Raw genomic sequence first — 21,086 nt, 5'->3', positions numbered from 1 at the left:
AAAAAGATTTAAACAAAATCTAATTTTAATCCAACAATCAGCTCTATTTTTAAACATAAGCAAGAATCACAATTAAAATAAAATGAATTTTTCAAAATACAAAACCCAAAATCTTGTTAAGTTAAAATTGTATTTTTATTAAATTTCAAAAAAATGACGTAGCCAATTTCTTTAAATCTAAAAGGGAATTTTCAACACTTATTTTTTTAACTCAAAAATTCTTAAATAAAAAAATCTGCCATAGAAATTTCTACAACAGATTTTATACGCTAGAAATAACAATACCAATTTGATAGTGACCTTTTTATATTTATTTGTATTTTTGGACTAGCAGATTATATTTATTCCTAAAATAAAAACAGTCCAGATGCTTCGACCTTGGCCTTTAGAAATTCAGCTAGATAAAAAATCAGACAAAGCCATTTACCTGCAAATTGCCGATGCGGTAATTGATGCTATAAAAACTGGAAAACTGGTTAGCGGAAATGCTTTGCCAGGAAGCAGACAGCTCGCCGATTTACTCAAGGTAAACCGAAATACTGTTGTAGAAGCTTTGGATGTTTTAAACGCCGAAGGCTGGCTCGTAACCATTGACAGAAAAGGCACTTTTGTAACGCAGTCACTCCCGCAGATTGATCATTTTTCGGAAAATAAAAAAGACGAAAAAATGGTAACCGAAGAATCTAAAAGTTTCTTGGTTTTTGATGATGGGCTTCCGGACAGCCGTTTGGCCCCAATGAATGATCTCGCAAGAGCGTACCGCGAATTGTTCAGCCGAAAATCACGCTGGCAAATTATGGGTTACAGCAGCGAATTGGGAAATTTGGAGTTCAGAAAATCGATTACTCAAATGCTGAATTTTAAACGTGGAATGAGTATTTCTCACGATCAAATCTGCATTACACGCGGAAGCCAAATGGCTATGTATCTCGCCTCACATTGCATCTTGAAAGCAGGCGATTTTGTCTTAGTCGAAAATCCTGGCTACAAACCTGCGTGGGAAGCTTTTGAAAATGCCGGTGCAACTCTACTTCCTGTCAACGTAGAACAGGACGGACTGGATATTGATCAAGTCGAAAAATACTTGCAGCATAAAAACATTAAAGCCATTTATGTTACACCGCATCATCAATTTCCGACCACGGTAACGCTATCTTTAAAAAAGAGGTTAAAGCTTATCGAACTTTCGAACCAATATCATTTTACGATTATTGAAGATGATTATGATAATGAGTTTCATTTTGGGCAGCGACCAATACTTCCGATTTCGAGTTATTCGGCTTTAAAAAACTACATTTATATTGGTACTTTTAGTAAAATCGTTGCTCCTGCTCTTCGTATCGGTTATTTAGCCAGTTCGCATGAAATTATTCAGAAAATCGGGAATCATCGAAAAATCATCGATGTTCAGGGCGATAATATTATGGAAGAAGCGATTTTAAACCTCATCAATGAAGGCAAAATAAAGCGTCATCTTAAAAAAGCCAGTTTGGTTTATAAAAGCAAAAGAGACTATTTCGAAAGTATTTTAAACCAGTATCTTCAAGACAAAATCACGTTCTCAAAACCTGAAGGCGGATTGGCTTTTTGGATTGTTCCAAATGAACCAATCAATGTTCTTGATGTTTTCGAAAAACTAAAATCGCAAGGCATTCAAATCATGAATCCGAATAGATTTAGTTTTGATGAAACAATCAAAGGTTTCCGTTTAGGTTATGCTTCTCTTTCAGAAAAACAAATGGAAGAAGGAATTAAAGCACTTTCTAAATTGCTTTAATAAAAGCTCTTCGACCCAACTCTAAGTGACATTGTAATTGTCTGGCTGAGCGGAGTCGAAGCCTTTTTCATGCTCTGCATGTTCCAAAAACCAACCTAATAAATATTTTCTAACACATAGAAACATAGTTTTTATTTTGAATGTGTGTAAGAAAAAAGAAGATGATACATCATTAACACATAGCTTAAGAAAGCTTATGTGCACTAATGTTAGTGAAACGCCTTTTATGATCCTCAAAATCCTATGTTTCTATGTGTTAAAAATTTAATTACAGTTTTCCATTTCAATAATAGAAAAACCATTTGCCCGAATCTGATTTTCAACTTCGATCGGTGCTTTATCGATGTGGCAGAAACGGCATTCTTTTGAAGACAAATCCTGTCCTTCTTGTTCCACACTTTTCAAGTATTTTTTACCGTAATCATATACTTGTTCTGCATTAACATTTTCGTCAACCAAAATATCAAAATGCATAATTTTTCCGTCTTTACGGGTTACATAAGTATCCCAAACTGCTACTTTCATTTTTTTTCTTTTTTAAGGTTCTAAGCTGCTAAGGCGCTAAGTCGCTAAGGATATCTCTCGCAGATTTTGCAGATTCGGCAGATTTTTTTATTTGTAGATCTGCGCAAATCTTTACACACTCAGCAATCTGCTTTATCTGCTAAATCTGCGAGAAAACATTTTTACTCATTTTTTACAGCAAAATGTTTTAGAAGATTTATGCAAAACATACACTGATCAATATCACAGAAACTTAGCATCTTAGAAGTCTCATTTTACTCTGCAAATTTATGCTGGTTTTGAATGTGCGGAATCATCCAGTTTTTTCATTTTTTGAGCGGTACTGGTCCAGTACTATTTTATGGTTTAGATTTAATTTTGTGATATGGAAAACGATATTATTTTTAATTTGAATCAGGTTCATCAGCGTATTGAAGAGGCCTGTAAAATTTCAGGAAGAAGTCCTGCTGATGTTCAGCTTTTATTGGCGACCAAAACAGTTCCTGCAGAAAAAATAAGAATCGCAATTGAAGCGGGCGAAACTTTAATGGGCGAAAATAAAATGCAGGAATTGCGGGATAAAAATGATGTTTTGAAAAATCTTCCTGTGGAACGCCATTTTATTGGACATCTTCAAACTAATAAAGTTAAGGATGTCTTAAAATATGTTTCTTGCATTCAGTCTCTGGACAGAATAAATCTGGCAGATGAATTGCATAAACAGCTTCAAAACCAAAACAGAAAATTGGATGTTTTTGTGCAAGTCAATACCTCGTATGAAGAAAGCAAATTCGGTCTAGCTCCAGAAGCGGTTTTATCTTTCATTAAAAAAATAAAAACATACGACACTTTAAATATTAAAGGTTTAATGACAATCGGACTTTTGGATGTTGAAAAAGAAAAAATGATTCCGTCTCTACTGCTTTTAAGAACAATTCGAGATGAAATTTATGCAGAAGGAATCGAGGGTTTACAAGATTTAAAATTGTCTATGGGAATGTCTCAGGATTTGGAGCTCGCCATTGCTGAAGGTTCTAATATGGTTAGAGTTGGGACGTCTATATTCGGGAATCGATTTTTAGGGAAAGAAATATGGAATGAGAATATTGTGGAATAAAATTGAGTTATCATTCTGGGACGATTTTTTTTATAAATATTCAACCCCGCTGGAGTTGTAGACGACGGTGATTTTAATTTTCTATAAATATGTAATCCCTCTGGGATTTATTAATGAGGAAATTAATTCGGATTTAACCAACAAATCCAAATTTTGAAAAAAAAAATAAAACAACTAAAGAATATCCAGAAGGGATTACCTATTTATAGAAAAAAATCCCATACTAGAATAATAACTCCAGCGGAGTTAAATATTTATAGAAAATTCAAAATCCCCCTATCAACAACCCAGCGGGGTTGCACCTATTGACATCAATAATTAAAAAAATAAAAAATTACTTTTGCAAAAAATAAAAGCAGATGAACCTGAATGATCTTACTGTAATCGATAATGAAAAAATTGCACTGGACGATTTGTTTTTTAGTGACGAAAATAAAGCCGCTTTATTTCAAATCATTAAAGAACATCAATATATTGACGAATTAAAAAAATACAATCTGAAGGTTGACAACAAGATTTTACTGCACGGAAGTTCTGGCTGCGGTAAAACGACAACGGCAAAAGCGATTGCCAATACTTTAAACAAAAAAATTATCATTGTAAACCTCAGCACGGTTGTCGATTCTAGAATTGGCGAAACTTCAAAAAATTTGAAAGCGATTTTTGATAAAGCCATTCTTGAAAGAGCCGTTTTATTTTTGGATGAATTTGATCAAATCGGAAAAAGCCGTGACAGCGACGACAAAGATGTGGGCGAAATGAGACGTTTGGTTAACACTATCATTCAGCTTTTTGATTATTTTCCTTCTGACAGCTTATTGATCTGCGCAACGAATCATTACGAAATAATAGATAGCGCTTTATTGCGAAGATTTCAGCTTCGTTTGAAATATGACATGCCTTCAAAAGAACAGCTGGATATTTATTACGATAAAATTTTAAGCACCTTTCCTGAACATTTTCAAAACATAGAAAGAAAATATTCGATTTCGTATGCCGAAGCCTTAGACTATATAAATACTACAATGAAAAGGCAGATTATTGCAACTTTAGAATCTAAATAAACCCATAAAAATATTCCGTAGGAATATATCATTGGTAAAACAGAAAACCCGCTGTACAATACAGCGGGTTTTCATTTGGCGGAGTTTTTATATAGAATGAATAGTGTACTAAATTATAATCCTCTTGTTAGCCATCCTCTTTTGTTGGCTGTTACTAGAGCATAAGGCGCAATCCAGAATAAACTGAAAGTATAGAAAAAACTATAAGTGTACGCCCAGAAAGATTCTGTCGATTTATATCTTTTTGCATAAAATAGCATTGAGAATGTTGACATAATAAGAATTCCAAAAAAGGTAGAAGTCAAGAATAATATCGGGTGAACTGCAATAAAATAGATCATGAATATTAAAAATGGATACGTCATTGCAATTCTAAAAAACTGATTTAAAAACAGCATTCTTGCTCCAAATTTTGATTCTTTTCTAAAGTTGGTGAACACAAATTTTCCCATTGCCAGATTTTCACGAACATTACTTCTCGCCCATCTGATAAACATTTTGTACAGACCTTTGTATTCTTCAGGAACATTGGTTAAAACCACTGCATTTCTTTGAAATTTCACTTCCAATCCTTGTTTCAAGATCATATTAGTCATCGCACGGTCTTCTCCAATATCTGATGGCTGTCCCATAAAAGTCTGGTTGATCCATTCTGGAAGACAGTTAAAAACTGCATCTCTTCTGTACGCTGCAAGTGCGCCAGGAGTACATAAAACAGATCCTAACTCGCTTTCTGCAGAACGCTGAAATTCAAAACTCATTACAAAACTTACATTCAACATTTTTGGCAAAATAGCGGTTTTGTTATTTAGAACCTGAACGTTTCCTGCAACGGCACCACATTTTTTGTTTACCACAAACGGACTTACCAAGTTTCTTAAAGTATCTTTTTTCACAATAGAATCACTATCTACCGTTACAAAGATTTCTCCTGTACCCAATTTAAATCCTCTGTATAAAGCGTGACGTTTTCCGGCATTTTTAGGCTGTTGAAAGATCGTTACTCTATCTCCCAATTTTGCTTTTGCTTCTTGCATCCAGTACCAAGTATCATCTTTACTTCCATCGTCGATTGCCAAAAGCTGTAATTTTTCAGCTGGATAATCGCTGTCTGCAAGACTTAATAAAGTGTCCCAAACTAGTTTTCCTTCATTGTAAGCTGGTACAATGATCGTACAAGTTGGCAACAAATCGTCTGAAACAGATGGAATTGCTTTATATCTTAAATACAAGAAAGAACTGTAAAGAAAAACTCCTGCTTGATAAAAGAATAAAATAGTAGCAATAATCAAAAATGGAAATCCTAATGTAGATTCGATTCTTTCCATTTGAAATTGTTCGAAATCATCTTGCAATTGAATCGTAAAATAAGTTCCTACCAACATCAATATAAATGTTCCGATTAAGACAGTAGAGCCTAATAGACTGTTTGGTCTTTTTACGTGTATTTTTTGTACTTTTTCATTGGTTCTAAAAAAAGAACCGTTTAATGTTTTTTTGCTGATTGCTGAACTGCCGTTCGCATAAAATTGTTCTGAGATAATTGTTTCGCTTTCCATGCTTATACTCCTTTTTTAATTTCCTTAATTTGGCTTTTAGTAAAATCTTTTTCCTTTCAAAAAACGGACACATAAAAGATTTGACATAAACACAATTTGCAAGCGGCATGCCAATACGATTTTAAACTGGTATAGAGCCATTTAAGAAAATCAAGACCAAAAAGAGTGTGTAATTATTTTACACTTTCTGGATACGGTATACACAAAAATCGGAGAATTTGGAATCGAAGAAGTCAGATTTCAGAAGGGTTTGGCGTATTTTTTCTTTCGCTTGAAAAAGAAATTCTGAATCTCGAAAAGCAAGTTTTATAAAAAATTATAAGAACTAATGAAAACGCTATTTTTATAATAAAATTGCATCAAAAAAAGAAAGCAGCTTTATTTTGTATTTTTTTTTATCTTTTAAAAAACATTCTTCACAAAAAAGCTAGAAGTTTTAGCGAAAAAAAGTTAAATTTATCGAAACAAACTTAACCCTAAACTTAAGGAGAATACAAAATGACTAAAGAGCATTATTATCTTTTATTGGCTGATGACGACGAAGATGACTGCCTTTTCTTTAAAGAAGCTCTCGATGAGATAACTGTCGGCACAACTTTGTCAATGGTACACGACGGAGTGCAGCTGATGAATCATTTAAAAAATACTATTTCAAATCTTCCAGATGTTCTTTTTTTGGATTTAAATATGCCTCTAAAAAATGGCTTGGAATGTCTGGCCGAAATAAAAGCTGACGAAAACTTAAAAAACTTGCCTATTATTATTTTTTCTACTTCGTTAGATGGCGAAATAGTGAACAAATTATATCAAAAAGGTGCTTCTTTTTATATTAGAAAACCAGGTGAATTTGCTAAACTCAAAACTGTTATAGAAAAAGCGCTCACCATTGCATCCGAAAATAATTTCAAACAGCCCGAAAGAGCCAATTTCATTCTGCAACCTTAATCTTCTTTGGAAATGAACCGCAAAAAAAAGGAACATTATTTTCTTTCCCAAGAAGGAGAAATGGGGAATTTAATTCGTTCTGCAGATTGGAGCAAAACTACTTTGGGCGATCCTGAAAATTGGCCTCAGAGTTTAAAAACCATGACGGCAATGATGCTTGGCAATCCGTTTGGAATGTACATTGCTTGGGGAGAAAATTATACGCAGCTGTATAATGATGCTTTTCGCCCCATTCTTGGCGCTTCCAAACATCCTCATGCCTTGGGGATAAGTTCAAGGGAAACATTTGCAGAAATCTGGGATACTATAGGTCCTATGTTTGCAGATGTCATGAAAGGAAATGCGGTAAGTTTTCCTGATTTTAAAGTTTCACTTCATCGAAATGGCTATACAGAAGATTGTTTTTTTGATTTTTCGTACAGTCCTATAAAAATAGAAGATGGTTCTGTTGGCGGAATTCTGGTGACTGTTATCGAAAATACAGAGAAAAGAATTGTTGCAGATGCTTTGCAGGAAAGTAATGCAAGATTTATTAATAACATTATGCAGGCGCCTGTGGCAATGTGCATTTTTAGAGGCGAAAACCATCTTGTTGAAATCGCCAACGAACAAATGCTGGAGCTCTGGGGAACAAAAGCTGAAAATGTAATTAATAAACCTATTTTTGAAGTTCTGCCAGAATTGAAAAAACAAGGTTTTAGCGAAATTCTTCAAAACGTTTTTAGAGACGGAAAAAAGATTACTACAGACGAATTATTTGTCCAATTAAGCCGAAACGGACAAACCGAAAATACTTATATCAATTTTGTTTACGAAGCGCTGAGAGAAAAGGACGGCACTATTTCTGGCGTTGCGGCAATTGCTACAGAAGTTACCGCTCAGGTTTTGGCACGCTCAAAAGTAGAAGAAAGCGAACAAAAAATAAGACAGCTGGTTGAAAATGCTCCTTTCCCAATTGCGGTTTATGTTGGGAAGGAAATGCGTATTGAACTAGCAAATGATTCCATAATTAAAGTTTGGGGAAAAGGCCCAGACGTAATCGGAAAAACATACACCGAAATTCTTCCGGAACTAAAGGACGAACCTATTTTTAAACAGGTCGAGACGGTATATGAAACAGGACAATCTTTTCATTCTAAAAATACAAGGATTGATCTTGTAGTAGACAATGTTTTAAAAACTTCTTATTTCAATTACAGTTTTACGCCTTTATACGACCTCAACGGCAAAATTTACGGCGTAATGAACACTGCTGTAGATATTACCGACTTATCTTTAGCCAAACAAAAAATTGAAGAAAGCGACAAGCGATTTCGAGATACGGTAAGGCAAGCTCCTGTAGGAATTACGATTCTCCGTGGGCCGGAATATGTGGTAGAAATGGCCAACGAAGCTTATCTAAAACTTGTCGATCGAGAAGAAAAGACTTTTGTTGGAAGACCTTTGTATGATTCGCTTCCTGAAGTTGAAGGAACTGTAAGCGCATTATTAGACGGAGTTTTAAATACTGGCATTCCCTTTCACGGAAGTGAAGTTCCTGTTCCTTTAAACCGATACGGAAAAATAGAAACTTCGTATTTCGATTTTCTATATCATCCCTTAAAAGAAGAAAACGGGACTATTTCGGGCATTTTAGTAACCGTTACCGAAGTAAGTGAAAAAGTAGAAGCCCGCAAGAAAATCGAATTGAATGAAGATCGTCTTAAAATAGTGGTTGAAGCCAGTGAATTGGGAACTTGGGAACTCAATGTAAAAACACGGGAACCAATCTATTCGCAAAGATATCTTGAGATTGTGGGCGGTTACAAAGAAGATCTTCAGCTCACACACGATCAGCTTTTAGCACATCTGCATCCTGATGATATGCCTATTCGAAATAGAGCTTTTAAAGATGCTCTAGAAAAAGGCTTTCTAAATTATGAAGCTAGAGTTATCTGGTTGGACAAATCTGTACATTGGGTTGAAGGAAAAGGCAAGCTTTTTTATGATGAAAATAATGAGCCTCAAAAGCTTATTGGAACGATTAGAGATATAACTGAAGAGAAAAAATATCAGCAGAAAATAGAAGATAGCGAAAGGAAACTGCGAAATCTTATCATGCAGTCGCCTGTTCCAAAAGCCATTTTACGCGGAACCGATTTTGTGGTCGAAATGGCCAATTTTGTGCTTTTGAATAATATTTGGAAGAAAGAAGAATCCGAAGTTCAAGGAAAAAAACTATTAGACATATTTCCAGAACTCAGCAAACAAAAATATGCTGAATTACTACAAACAGTGTACGAATCTGGAAAGGTATATGCAGAATCTGAATCCCTGCTTTTTATTGCTAATGAAAAGACGGGCAGTCAGTTTTATGTTGATTTTGAATTTGCACCGCTCCGCGAAAGCGATAATTCGATCTCTGGAATTCGAATGACATTGATTGATGTGACCGAAAAAGTCGAAGCCAGAAAAAAAATCGAAGAAAGCGAGAAAAGATTCCGCTCGCTTACCGAAAGTATTCCGCAATTAATTTGGGAAACTGATGCTGAAGGAAAAGCGCTTTTTACCTCTGGAAAATGGCTCGAATATACCGGAATTGAGCCTGGAATAGAAGATTCTTGGCAAAAAATGATTCATCCAGACGATTTTGACGAAAATGTAAAAATCTGGCAGCATGCTCTTAAAACGGGAGAAATGTACCGCTGCGATGTAAGAATGCGCAGAAAAGATGGCACTTACAGATGGCACACCGTTATTGGCGAACCCGTTTTTGGGCTTAACAACAAAATTATAAAGTGGGTTGGCGCTTTTACCGATATTCATACCGAAAAAGCCTTTACTCATGAACTTGAACAACAGGTTACAGCCAGAACAAGAGAACTAATCCAGATAAACGAATCGCTTCGAAAAAGTGAAGAACGCTATCATTTAATGGTCGAAGAAGTTCAAGAATATTCCATTCTATATCTAAATCCAAATGGAATTGTAGAGAATTGGAATGTTGGAGCCGAGAAGATTAAAGGTTATAAAGCAGAAGAAATTATCGGAAAATATTTTGCCATTTTTTATACCGAAGAAGATCAAAAAGCCAAACTGCCAGAGAAACTTTTGCAGCTGGCAAGAGAAAAAGGAAAAGTAATTCACGAAGGCTGGCGTGCGCGCAAAGACGGAATTTTATTCTGGGCAAGTGTGGTTATTACGGCTGTTCATAATAAAAAAGGAGAAGTAATTGGTTTTTCTAAAGTTACACATGACTTAACGGAAAGAAAAAAAGCCGACGATAAACTCAAAATGAATGCACTCGAACTAGAGCAGAAAAATAATGAACTGGAAGAAATGAACAAAGAACTTCAGTCATTTGCATATATTTCGAGTCATGATTTACAGGAACCACTTCGAAAAATACAGACTTTTGCTTCTCAGATTATCGAAAAAGAATCTGAAAATTTATCTGAAAATGGGATGGATAAATTTAAACGAATGCAGAATGCCGCTCAAAGAATGCAGACTTTAATAAACGATTTATTGGCTTATTCGAGAACAAACATTCAGGAACGCATTTTTATAAAAACAGATCTAGCCCAGATTATTGGCGAGGTAAAAGAAGATTTAACCGAAGAACTGGAACAAAAAAGTGCTATAATTAAAATCGAAAAAAATTCTGAAGTGGATATTATTCCGTTTCAGTTCAAGCAATTGCTTTATAATTTGATTAGCAATTCGTTAAAATTCTCAAATCCTGAAATTCCAATAGTCATTACGATTACAAGCGAAATTGCGTTGGGCAAAGATTTAGCAGAAGAAAAACTGATTCCTGCTAAAAAATACTGCCACGTTAAAGTTTCTGATAACGGAATTGGTTTTGAAGCACAGTACAACAAAAAAATATTCGAAGTTTTTCAGCGCCTTCACGGCAGAGACCGCTATAATGGCACTGGAATCGGACTTGCCATTGTCAAGAAAATTGTAGAAAACCATAACGGAATCATTACTGCTTCTGGCCTTCAGAACGAAGGTGCTTCTTTTGATATTTATATTCCTGTAAAATAAATCAATTAAATAAAAAACAAAAAAAAAACGGAAACTACTTAATTGGAGTTTCCGTTTTTCCATTTCAAACGAATTGAAATTATCTCAAAACAATTTTTTATCTAGTATAAACAGTGATAATACCAGTTGTTTTGTCTTTAAGTTTTAGTTCTTTGTTAGTAAGATTCATGATATCACTAGTTGAGCTAATATTTCCAACAGTAAGAGTTAAATCATTGTGAGATCTCACATAAGTACCTGTAGTTTCTGTTAATGCACAGTTACTTCCGTCATAATCTCCAATAACTGCAGCATTACTTAATCTTAAATCAAGGTAATCTCTATTACATCCTGGTGCATTTTGAATCGCATCTACTAATACTTCTTGTCCATTAACAATTGTTCCAGTTTGACTTAGGTTATATTTCCCTTGGATTGGTACAATTGTTTCTCCTTCATTATCGTCGCTACTACAAGAGGTAACGAACATTCCCGCGCTTAAGGCTAATACGAATAATAAACTTTTATTTCTCATGATTTGTTTGTTTTTTATTAATTTAATTCAATACTGCTAAATTAAATGTATATACTTACAAAAAATTTCATGATTTTAGGAATATCTTACATAAATCGCATTTTAAAGTAAATTACTCACAAGCTTTGCCTTTTAAGTATTTTCTAAACATATAATCAGTCATTGGTCGAAGTGCTTTTTTATTCTCTGGATGCCAGCCATTTCCATTCTCATTAAAGAAATCAATTCCATGAGCTGTTTTGCCATACCAAACAATAGCTTCTCCATTAGTCAGAAAACATTTTGTTGTATCACAAGCATTTATTCTTTTAAAATTTAAAAGATTTTTATCTAATGGAATTACTTCATTCAAATTATTGTTTCCAATATTAGAAGTACAATCTACAACTTCATAATGCTCGCCTGTCCATTGCATACAGTGTTTTTTGAAAAAAGCAAAATAAACTACAGCGGTTATTAAAGCAAAAATTAGAGTTACTACAATCGCTGTTTTTTTTAGTTTGTCTTTAAATCTATTCAAAAATTTCTCCTTTGCATTTACAAATAGATTTATTGGTTTTGCTACTACTAATAAATCTTCAGCTTTAATCCCTTCAGGCTTATTTTCAAAATCTTTATCTGCAATATGAAAATTTGCTTCATTTATACTTTCGACCTCATTGGGAATAGAAACACAATCTTTTTTATTAACATCTGATTCAAATCCTTTTTTAACAAATTTCCTAAAAGGTCTAGGTTCAAAATCTACCAATATTGCAGCTAACTCTACAGTGCTAATTTTTGCCGTTCCTCTCTCTGCTTTAAAAAATGCTCCAACCTTTTTAAATTTATCTGTGTATTGCTGTGAAGTATCTTCTTCTTTTGGAATAAATTCAGCTTTAAAAAAAGCACGATAAACTGCTAAATCATCAACTTTAGGTTGTGAGTTGAAAATTTCCCAACATAAATCTCGCAAAAGTGCTTGTGAAGGGTTAGCCAAATAATGTGAATACTTTCCATTATTTTTTTCAACCATATATTTCTCTCGAATCGCTTCTTTATATTCATTTTCAATATCATCTTGAGTAATTTTTCTCATAGGCCCTCAGGATTTTTCAGGATTTATTACTGTTTTTTCAAGTTTTTATTGGACATCTCCAGAGAATTAGGAAATCCCGGAATTCCGTATCAACACAGGCTCAAAACGGTTGTTACTTTGCCTCAACAAAATTAGTTATCGCTTTGATCTGCAGATTAAAAACAAAAGTACAAAACTAGTTTATGTACCAAGTGCGGAAAACCGTAAAACGGAGTTTATCCGGGAAGTATAAATAAAGCTTTATAGTTCTACGCACTTCACTTCCCAACCAAAATTTGGTATTGCCGTCACTAAAAAAGATCTGGAAAAGTTCTGGACAGCAAATGCTCTTGTCTAATTTTTAATCTTAAACAAAATGAAAACACTATATCTATTGGGAGCGTGCGCGCTATTGTCAACTACATTATTTTCTTGTACTGCTGATGAATTTGAAAAAACAGAATCAAAAGCAGAAATTGTAAAAGATACCATTTCAAATCCGCAGGCAAGCGAACCGGATGGCCCTGGTGATGATCCAATTGTAGTTCCTCCACCAAAAAAATAGTCTATAAAATAGCTCATTTATATTTTATTCTTAATTTCGGGGAAAGTATTATTTATGATACGATCCCCGTTTTTATTTCTTCTCGTTGCTCTATCGGTTTTTTCTTGCACAGAAAAGACATATACTCCTGTTGACAGTAAAAATATGCATGAAAAAGCCCTCGCGCTAAGAGAAAAAGGAATAGCTCAACTTGAAGATAAAAATTTTAATAGTGCTTTTTATTCTTTTAATAAATCTAAAATTGACTTCGAAAAGATAAAAGACAGCGCTAATATTGTTTACAATCTTATTCAGATGGCTTCTATCCAGCAGATAAATGGAGACTATTATGGCAGCAAAGAAACTCTTACCGAAACTTTGCCATATATTAAGAGGAAAGATGTCTATAGCGCTTCGATAAATAATTTTTTTGGTATTGCCGATAAAGAACTTGCAATATATGAAGATGCGATATTCTATTATAATGAGGCCATAAAAGATTGCACAGATTCTATTTCAAAACAATCGCCTTTAAATAATATTGCTGTCGTTTATATTCAGCAAAAAAAATACGATAAAGCAATTCGAATCTTGCAATCTATCTTAAATAAAAAAGATATGGACAGCATGTTATCTTCTAAAACTAAATCGAGAATTCTGGATAATCTTGGATTTGCTTATTTCAAAATAGGAAAATTAGATAAAGGCCTAATTCTTATGGATGAAAGCTTAAACTTAAGAACCAAGAATGAAGATTTTTACGGAAGCATTGAAAGTTATCTGCATTTATCAGAATATTATTCAAAAACTGATACAAAAAAATCAAATGAGTATGCTAAAAAGGCTTATGATATAGCAACTAATTTTAATAGTATTGATGAACGCTTGAGAGCATTGGCTTTTCTTATCTCAAATGGATCTCATATAAAATATGGCAAAATGTATATTTCTCTGAATGATAGCATAATCAAAGTCAGAAACAATTTTAAAAACAAATTTGCTAAAATAAAATACGATTCTAAAAAAGAAAAAGACGAAAATGAGAAACTTAAACTAGAGAAAGCAGAGAATACAATAGCTCTTCAAAATGCAGAAAAACAAAAGATTATATTGATTTCAGCATTCATTATTGCACTTTTTTCTATGGCGTATCTAAAAAAGCACTTAGATAATAGAAATCGAGAAGAAAAAATAAAAACAGCATACGATACCGAAACACGAATTTCAAAAGATATTCACGACGGATTGGCAAATGATGTTTTTCATGCCATTACTTATACGCAAACCCAATCTTTAACCAACGAAAATAACAAAGAAAACTTGCTGCAAAAACTCGATGATATTTATTCGAGAGTTCGTGGAATTTCTAGAGAAAATAATGATATCGATACTGGTCCAAATTATTCGAATAATTTAAAAGAAATGCTTTCAACTTACAATAGCCCTCAAACAAACGTTATTATTAATGGTGCTGAAAAAATAAACTGGGATTCGGTAGAGCATTTAAAAAAAGTTGCCATTCAGAGAGTTTTGCATGAGTTAATGGTCAACATGAAAAAACACAGTGACGCTTCTATTGTTGCTTTAAAGTTTGAAAACGCTTCAAATACTTTAATTATAAATTATTCGGATAACGGTAAAGGCTGCGAAATAGCTAAAATTATAAAAAATGGTTTACAAAATATGGAAAACCGTATTTTGTCTAATAAAGGAACTATTACTTTTGACACTGAACCCAATAAAGGTTTTAAAGTAAAAATAACAATGCCAAAATAAGAGCCTATGTTTAAAAAAGTAATTATTGCCGAAGATTTTGAAGAATTCAATTTAGCCGTAAAACAAACTTTGAGTGACCTCAACATTGTCAATTTTCAGCACGCAAAATATTGTGACGATGCTTTTCTAAAAATAAGAAAAGCCATTCAAGATAATGAACCATACGATTTATTGATAAGTGATCTTTCTTTTAAAAAAGACCATCGAGAGGTGAAAATCGGAAGTGGCGACGAACTGATTCAAAAAGTGCGTGAACTTCAACCCGATATTAAAATCATCGCTTACTCTATTGAAGATAAGAATGCTCGTATAAAATCACTTTTTGAAGATTCTGAAATTAACGCTTTTGTGCTAAAAGGTAGAAACAGTATAGATGAACTCAAAAAAGCGATTTCAATAATTTCGACTTCAGAACAAAAATTTATTTCCCCCGAAGTAGCTTCTGCTCTTCAGGAAAAAGGCAACTACGAAATTGATGATGTCGATATTAAAATCCTAAAATATTTATCTGACGGAACTTCGCAAGATGAAATTATAGAAATTTTTAAAACCAGTGATATCAAACCAAATAGCAAAAGTGCCATGGAAAAAAGATTAGCCAAACTAAAAGACTTTTTCAAAGCAAACAATACGGTTCATTTGGTTTCGATTACAAAAGATATGGGAATAATTTAATTCCTATTTACTCCATTTTAAAGCTCCTTCTTGGGGCTTTTTTTATTTCTAAAATCTAAATTTTACGGATTATGGATTTCCGTAAAATACTGGTTTTGATTGGTTTTACTTTTGGGTTATTAATCAGTATTAACTAAAAACAAAAAAATCATGGAACACAAAGTAGTACCTTTTGCCGCTTCAATTGACCTTAAGAAAAACACATCTACACAAATCGCTGAACAATTAGAAAGTGCAATACAGTATCATACTGAAAAAGGCTGGAAATATATTCGAGTAGAAAACATAACCACTTTTGTTAATGCAGAATTGGGTTGTTTTGGATTTGGAGCAAGACCAGCTCAAACACTTTTTACTCACTTAATCATTTTCGAAAAATAGGATGAAATTTTTTATCTTATTAATCATTCGATTGTATTGGATTTTAATTCCTCAATCTAAAAGAAGAAAATGCATTTTTAAAAAATCTTGTTCAAACTATGTTTTTGAAACAACTCAAAAAGAAGGTTTTATAAAAGGATTAAAAGCTTTTCAATTTAGATATGAAAACTGCAGAGGAAATTTTTCAATTTTTCAAAATCCAATAGACAACAAAATTCAAATGATTCTTCCGTCCCAACTCATAATTGACAGAGAGGAAATCGCTGATAGACTAATCAACTAAACAAAAAATTATTCATGATAACACTAGAACTAAAAAGCCATTTTTTAAGATTATACCAAATGGCATTATCTGATGATCAATTTGATGTATTAGAACTTCAAATGCTTTATCATTTTGCAGACGAAAGAGGAATTCCAAAAGAAGAACTTGATAAACTTTTTCTAAACCCTGTCAATACAGATTTTATTGTTCCTGAAACTTTAAACACAAAAATTGAATATCTCTATGACCTAACTCGCATTATTTGGGCTGATGGAAAAATTACTGACGACGAATTAAATATGCTGAGAAAGTATTGCAGGAAATTTGATTTCGTAGAAGAAAATATCAATGACTTATCTGATTACCTCATCGGTTGTGTGCAAAAAAATATCGGAAAAGAAGAAATTATTAGTCAACTAAACTCATAAGTTATGAAAACAATAACCCAATTATTCAGTTTAAAAAAACCTGAAGATTCTTCTTTAAAAATTTTAGAAGAAAATGAAGAAGACAGAGAACAAATTAGAATCACATATTACCAAAGCGGTTTTGCCGCATCGGTCAAAGCAACAGGAAAACCAATTGTTTTAAAAGCTTGTCTCCAAAATTTATATATGAGTTTTGAAGACCAATGCCGAAAACAAAAAATGGAACAAGACAGACTGAAACAGCCTTACCGCGAAGAGCAGGAAAAAAATAGAACTGAACTGAAAAAGTCTGAAGCCGCAATTGGTATTTTCGAAAAAAAAGAACAGGATGTTAATGATAATATCGACCAAATTAAAAACGAGATTATAGAAGTAAAACGCAATCCTGATAAATACGGAATTGAAGAAGGAAAAGGTTTAAAAGCGCAATTTTATATTGGCCTTATACTTTTACTGCCAATTACTTTATATGTTTTGGTTTTCTATATTTCGGCTTCTTATTCGGCTTTTTTCAAAGAATTCTCAAATGACAGTTTAACCGCCGCAATCTTCGATGCCGATGCTTTTACAAATGCGTTTAAGGCAAGCTGGCTCGAGGGAGTTTTGGTTGTCACGATTCCGTTTGTCTTCATGGGATTAGGTTACGTTATTCACATGGTGCAAAAAGGAAAAGGGATTAAAAATATTTTTAGGCTCGTTGCGCTTTTTACCATAACCTTTTTATTTGATTCTCTCTTGGCTTATATCATCGAGAAAAAAATATATGAATTTAACAAAACAACCGAATCATCTCCTTATAACCTAAATATCGCTTTGGGCGAACCAGAATTTTGGATGATCATTTTTGCAGGTTTTGTAGTTTATATCATTTGGGGACTTGTGTTTGATTTTGTAATGAAAGAATTTGAAAACATTGATAAAATCAGAGCTTTTATAAGAGGCAGAAAAGAAAATTTATTAAATCTAGAAAAACTTAAAACAGATTATATAAATAAAATCAATGGTTTTAAAGAGCAGATTGTTACTATAAACGGTAAAATTTCAGAACTTCAATTGAAAATCGATGGTTTTGTTTTTCCTGTAAAAGAGTATTTGCATTACCATCATCAGTATAAAGAAGGATGGTTTCAGGCTATAAATACTGAGATTGCTTTACCACACAAAGAAAAAGTAGAACTGCTCGAAAACTGCGAAAATTTATCCGAAGAACATCTTGGCAGATTAAATTTAATTGATCCAGATTTTCAACATTTAGTGTATTTTAAAAACTAAAATTATGAGAAATACTCTACTCAAAATTTCGACATCCTTATTGATCATTTTGTTTTTTTCTTGTAAAGAAGAAATCAAGAAAGAGGAAAAAGAAACTGCTATTAAAAGTTCTGTTTCAGAAAATTATAATATCAGCATTCTTGTTGATTTATCTGATCGAATAAGTCTCAAGAAAAATCCAAATCCTACAATGGAAATTTACCAAAGAGATTTGGGATATATTAAGTCAGTTTCTGAGGCTTTTACAAATCATCTAAAATCTAAAAGAATGAGACAGATTGATGATAAAATGCAGTTGTTCTTTAATCCCGAACCAGAAAATCCTGAAATTAATTCTATTTCAAAAGAGTTGAGAATTAATGTCAATAAGGACAATGCTTCAAAAAAATTGTTGAATTCTATAAACGAAACTTACGCTTCTAAAACAGCTGCAATTTATGAATCGGCAATTAAAGACGATAAATATATTGGATCTGATATTTGGAATTTTTTCGACAGCAAAGTCCAAGATCAATGTATAGATAAAAACTCCAGAAACATTTTAGTTATTTTAACTGATGGATATATGTTTTATGAAGGAACTCAAATCAAAGATGGAAATTTATCCAGCTACTTAACACCTCAACTAATTAAGCAAAATGGATTAAATACTAACAATTGGCAGAATAAATTTGAAAAGGAAAATTTTGGCTTCATTAAAATTGATGCTGATTTATCTAACCTTGAAGTTTTAGTTTTAGGAATAAATCCAAGCAAGAATAATCCATTTGAAGAAAAAGTGATAAAAGCTTATTGGACCAAATGGCTTTCTGAAATGAAAATAAAACATTTCGAAATTAAAAATGCAGATCTGCCTTCTAACATGGACAAGATTATCAAAGATTTCATTTTAGAAAAAGAATAAATAAACAACACCAATATGTTTTAAAGAGGAACTTTATTGTCCTCTTTTTTCTGTTTAAACTCATCTCTAAAAAACTTCTTTTAAAATTCTGCCACCTTTACGGATTTCCATAAAATACTGGTTTTGATTGGTTTTACTTTTGAAGTATTAAAGCAGTCAAAATGAAAACTAAACAATTATATATTGGTCACATTCTTACATTACTTTCTGGAAGTTTAATATACATCTTGTTTAGAACTTCAAATTTGAAAATGTTTGCCTGGTTTGAAAAATTAAATATTTTACAAACCATCATTACACTCAGAAACTTTACAGCTAAATATTCTAACAACTTACCAGAAATCATTTTGTATTCATTACCAGATGGATTGTGGTTGTTTTCGTATGTAAGTCTTACTTTATTTCTATGGGAAAATGAGATAAAACAAGAAAATTTTATTTGGATTTTCATAGTTCCTATAATTTCTATTTTGTCAGAAATAGGACAAATCGTAAATATAGTTCCCGGCACTTTCGACTTCTCAGATCTTCTTATGTATTTACTCGGAACAATATTACCTCTTATAATTTACCGAAAATCAATAACCTTAAATTTAATAAACAAATGAAAAGAAAAGTACAACATCTATTTTCTGCTTTAATTTTTGCAGGATTTATTTTGATCGCTTTTGGCAGTGGCGATGATGATACAAAAAGGAATTTTAAAACAAACTCAACAGTAATGACTGAAACAAGCAATTCAGTTCCTGATGTAGAAATTTTAAAAGAAACTGCAAAATATGAACCTAATTTAAATGCATATACAATTCACTGTCGTGTAAAAAATAATACTTCTGAATTAATTACTTATATAGATTTGAAGGCTACTTTTTACGACAAGGAAGGAAATATAGTTGGAACTGGAATCGGCAACGCTGCAAATTTTGCGGCAGGTTCAGAAAAAACAATCGATGTAATGGGGCTTGACATTCAAAACTGTGAGACTTATAACGTTGAAATTGGAAATGTAATGAATTAATAATCATAAATAAATATAAAAATGGCAGATTCACACGAAATTAAATGTATAAACAAATCTGATAGATATAATATACATGAACGCATTAAAAGTATTGGAGGATTAAATTCTAATGGAACAAAATGGAAATTATCTTTAGCAGAAGCAATAGAAGGTATCGAAAGTAACAAATGGGCATTCTATGTCAACAACATTTACGGCGGAAAAGTAAACGTTGTAATTGCTAAAACTCCGCTTGGGTATAAATACTTAAAAACTGAAGCTGATACTACTGAAAAAAACAATTTATTAGAATTACCTGAATGTATATAATTTGTAGAGAACTAAAGCTTGGAGTGTATTTATTTTTCTCCAAGTTTTAGTTTCTTAAATCCCGTATAACTACTCATTTTAAAAAATTTAATTCTAATTAGATTTATCCCAGCTAAATGAGACAAAATGTTTAGCTTCTAACCAAACCCTCATCGCCTATGCTAAAAAACTACTCTCTACTATTTGTATTACTATTTGCATTTTCCTGTAAAAAAGCCAGCGCCCCTCCTCCACCGCAGCCACAAGTAAGTTCGTTTTATAAAAATGTCATTACTGCAGATGACCGTAAAACCATTACGGCGGAAGAAGCCAAAACGTACCATGTCAATTCAACTTATAAATACGAATACAGAACGGGGCATCCAGGACATTATAAATATAATTATCATGTCAAAGGAATAAATATTAAAGGCGATTCGGTTTTTGGAAACATAAATACAGAGGGAAAATATGGCGCAGGAATATTAATAACGGATACTGTACCTGAACTAGAGATTAATACAGAATGGGTCTCGCACGGGAAACTCAAAGGTGTTGATAAAAAAGGAAACGAATATCAGCTGGTTGTTAAATGATTTTTAATTAGATAATTTGAAATTAGTCAATTAGATAATGTTTGATTCTTTTATTGATTTTCTTTTTTCTATTCTCTTTTTTCTATTCTCTATTCTCTATTCTCTATTCTCTATTCTCTATTCTCTATTCTAAATACCACATTATGAAATACACTTTAATCTCTCTTCTTTTTATTTTAAGCTCATTTCATCCCGTAGAAACATCCGTTTACATCTGCGGACCGACGGGAGCTAAAAGATACCATTACAAAGAAACCTGCCGCGGATTATCTTCTTGCAGTCACGAAGTGGTAAAGAAATCGCTTAAACAAGCCCAAGGTTTGGGTTTAACACTTTGCGGATGGGAAGATTAACGTCTTCCCATCTT

The 21,086-nt window shown here is 32.7% G+C and carries 22 protein-coding genes; 18 read left to right on the top strand and 4 right to left on the bottom strand.

Annotated features, from left to right (window positions below; translation table 11 throughout):
* Positions 1-367 precede the first annotated feature (367 nt).
* On the top strand, positions 368-1,777 hold the full coding sequence (gene pdxR / locus AC3E9W_RS06420) for a MocR-like pyridoxine biosynthesis transcription factor PdxR (protein WP_488767593.1): 1,410 nt from the start codon (positions 368-370) through the stop codon (positions 1,775-1,777).
* Positions 1,778-2,041: 264 nt separating this feature from the next.
* Here pdxR and AC3E9W_RS06415 read toward each other — a convergent pair whose 3' ends face one another.
* The gene (locus tag AC3E9W_RS06415) at positions 2,042-2,302 is read right to left on the bottom strand and encodes a DUF2024 family protein (RefSeq protein WP_488767591.1); all 261 of its coding nucleotides are present in this window, start codon (positions 2,300-2,302) and stop codon (positions 2,042-2,044) included.
* Positions 2,303-2,666: 364 nt separating this feature from the next.
* On the opposite strand from AC3E9W_RS06415, the gene AC3E9W_RS06410 reads away from it, so the two are divergent.
* Complete coding sequence (locus tag AC3E9W_RS06410; protein ID WP_488767589.1) at positions 2,667-3,398, top strand: YggS family pyridoxal phosphate-dependent enzyme; 732 nt, start codon at positions 2,667-2,669, stop codon at positions 3,396-3,398.
* 359 nt (positions 3,399-3,757) lie between these two features.
* Positions 3,758-4,462 (top strand): AAA family ATPase, encoded by a 705-nt coding sequence (locus AC3E9W_RS06405; RefSeq protein WP_488767587.1) that lies wholly within the window; start codon positions 3,758-3,760, stop codon positions 4,460-4,462.
* Positions 4,463-4,575: 113 nt separating this feature from the next.
* On the opposite strand, the gene AC3E9W_RS06400 is transcribed toward AC3E9W_RS06405, so the two are convergent.
* Entirely contained in the window at positions 4,576-6,021 is a 1,446-nt protein-coding gene (locus AC3E9W_RS06400) for a glycosyltransferase family 2 protein (RefSeq protein WP_488767585.1), read from the bottom strand.
* Between the two features lie 498 nt (positions 6,022-6,519).
* On the opposite strand from AC3E9W_RS06400, the gene AC3E9W_RS06395 reads away from it, so the two are divergent.
* Positions 6,520-6,966, top strand: a complete 447-nt coding sequence (locus AC3E9W_RS06395) for a response regulator (protein WP_306155983.1) — start codon at positions 6,520-6,522, stop codon at positions 6,964-6,966.
* Positions 6,967-6,978: 12 nt separating this feature from the next.
* On the top strand, positions 6,979-10,998 hold the full coding sequence (locus AC3E9W_RS06390) for a PAS domain S-box protein (protein ID WP_488767584.1): 4,020 nt from the start codon (positions 6,979-6,981) through the stop codon (positions 10,996-10,998).
* 97 nt (positions 10,999-11,095) lie between these two features.
* Here AC3E9W_RS06390 and AC3E9W_RS06385 read toward each other — a convergent pair whose 3' ends face one another.
* Together AC3E9W_RS06385 and AC3E9W_RS06380 are read right to left on the bottom strand one after the other, a co-directional pair.
* Entirely contained in the window at positions 11,096-11,512 is a 417-nt protein-coding gene (locus AC3E9W_RS06385) for a lipocalin family protein (RefSeq protein ID WP_488767582.1), read from the bottom strand.
* 112 nt (positions 11,513-11,624) lie between these two features.
* Complete coding sequence (locus tag AC3E9W_RS06380) at positions 11,625-12,590, bottom strand: hypothetical protein (RefSeq protein ID WP_488767581.1); 966 nt, start codon at positions 12,588-12,590, stop codon at positions 11,625-11,627.
* 355 nt (positions 12,591-12,945) lie between these two features.
* On the opposite strand from AC3E9W_RS06380, the gene AC3E9W_RS06375 reads away from it, so the two are divergent.
* The 13 genes from AC3E9W_RS06375 to AC3E9W_RS06315 all read left to right on the top strand — a co-directional run bounded on the left by AC3E9W_RS06375 (position 12,946) and on the right by AC3E9W_RS06315 (position 21,072).
* Positions 12,946-13,134, top strand: coding sequence for a hypothetical protein (locus tag AC3E9W_RS06375; RefSeq protein ID WP_488767579.1), 189 nt, complete (start codon positions 12,946-12,948; stop codon positions 13,132-13,134).
* A 144-nt stretch (positions 13,135-13,278) separates the two neighbouring features.
* On the top strand, positions 13,279-14,889 hold the full coding sequence (locus tag AC3E9W_RS06370) for a tetratricopeptide repeat-containing sensor histidine kinase (RefSeq protein WP_488767578.1): 1,611 nt from the start codon (positions 13,279-13,281) through the stop codon (positions 14,887-14,889).
* Positions 14,890-14,895: 6 nt separating this feature from the next.
* Positions 14,896-15,564 carry a response regulator transcription factor gene (locus AC3E9W_RS06365; RefSeq protein WP_488767576.1) on the top strand — a complete coding sequence of 223 codons (669 nt, stop codon included), beginning with the start codon at positions 14,896-14,898 and terminating at the stop codon, positions 15,562-15,564.
* Between the two features lie 150 nt (positions 15,565-15,714).
* Positions 15,715-15,945 (top strand): hypothetical protein, encoded by a 231-nt coding sequence (locus AC3E9W_RS06360; protein ID WP_488767575.1) that lies wholly within the window; start codon positions 15,715-15,717, stop codon positions 15,943-15,945.
* Position 15,946: 1 nt separating this feature from the next.
* Complete coding sequence (yidD, locus tag AC3E9W_RS06355) at positions 15,947-16,228, top strand: membrane protein insertion efficiency factor YidD (RefSeq protein ID WP_488767574.1); 282 nt, start codon at positions 15,947-15,949, stop codon at positions 16,226-16,228.
* Between the two features lie 14 nt (positions 16,229-16,242).
* On the top strand, positions 16,243-16,638 hold the full coding sequence (locus tag AC3E9W_RS06350; protein ID WP_456895980.1) for a tellurite resistance TerB family protein: 396 nt from the start codon (positions 16,243-16,245) through the stop codon (positions 16,636-16,638).
* A 3-nt stretch (positions 16,639-16,641) separates the two neighbouring features.
* Positions 16,642-17,910, top strand: coding sequence for an ABC transporter permease (locus tag AC3E9W_RS06345; protein WP_488767572.1), 1,269 nt, complete (start codon positions 16,642-16,644; stop codon positions 17,908-17,910).
* A 4-nt stretch (positions 17,911-17,914) separates the two neighbouring features.
* Complete coding sequence (locus AC3E9W_RS06340) at positions 17,915-18,814, top strand: hypothetical protein (protein WP_488767570.1); 900 nt, start codon at positions 17,915-17,917, stop codon at positions 18,812-18,814.
* Between the two features lie 161 nt (positions 18,815-18,975).
* Positions 18,976-19,422: a hypothetical protein gene (locus AC3E9W_RS06335; RefSeq protein ID WP_488767568.1), complete on the top strand. Its 447-nt coding sequence runs from the start codon at positions 18,976-18,978 to the stop codon at positions 19,420-19,422.
* Positions 19,419-19,832: an FxLYD domain-containing protein gene (locus tag AC3E9W_RS06330; protein WP_488767567.1), complete on the top strand. Its 414-nt coding sequence runs from the start codon at positions 19,419-19,421 to the stop codon at positions 19,830-19,832. The genes AC3E9W_RS06335 and AC3E9W_RS06330 overlap by 4 nt, the downstream gene beginning before the upstream one ends.
* Positions 19,833-19,853: 21 nt before the next feature.
* The gene (locus AC3E9W_RS06325) at positions 19,854-20,144 is read left to right on the top strand and encodes a DUF3892 domain-containing protein (protein ID WP_488767565.1); all 291 of its coding nucleotides are present in this window, start codon (positions 19,854-19,856) and stop codon (positions 20,142-20,144) included.
* Between the two features lie 158 nt (positions 20,145-20,302).
* A complete protein-coding gene (locus AC3E9W_RS06320; protein ID WP_488767564.1) occupies positions 20,303-20,719 on the top strand; it encodes a hypothetical protein in 417 nt (138 codons plus the stop codon).
* 143 nt (positions 20,720-20,862) lie between these two features.
* The gene (locus AC3E9W_RS06315; RefSeq protein WP_488767562.1) at positions 20,863-21,072 is read left to right on the top strand and encodes a hypothetical protein; all 210 of its coding nucleotides are present in this window, start codon (positions 20,863-20,865) and stop codon (positions 21,070-21,072) included.
* Positions 21,073-21,086: the final 14 nt, after the last annotated feature.

The organism is Flavobacterium sp. 38 (assembly GCF_057799715.1).
This window is presented reverse-complemented; position numbering and strand designations above follow the sequence as displayed.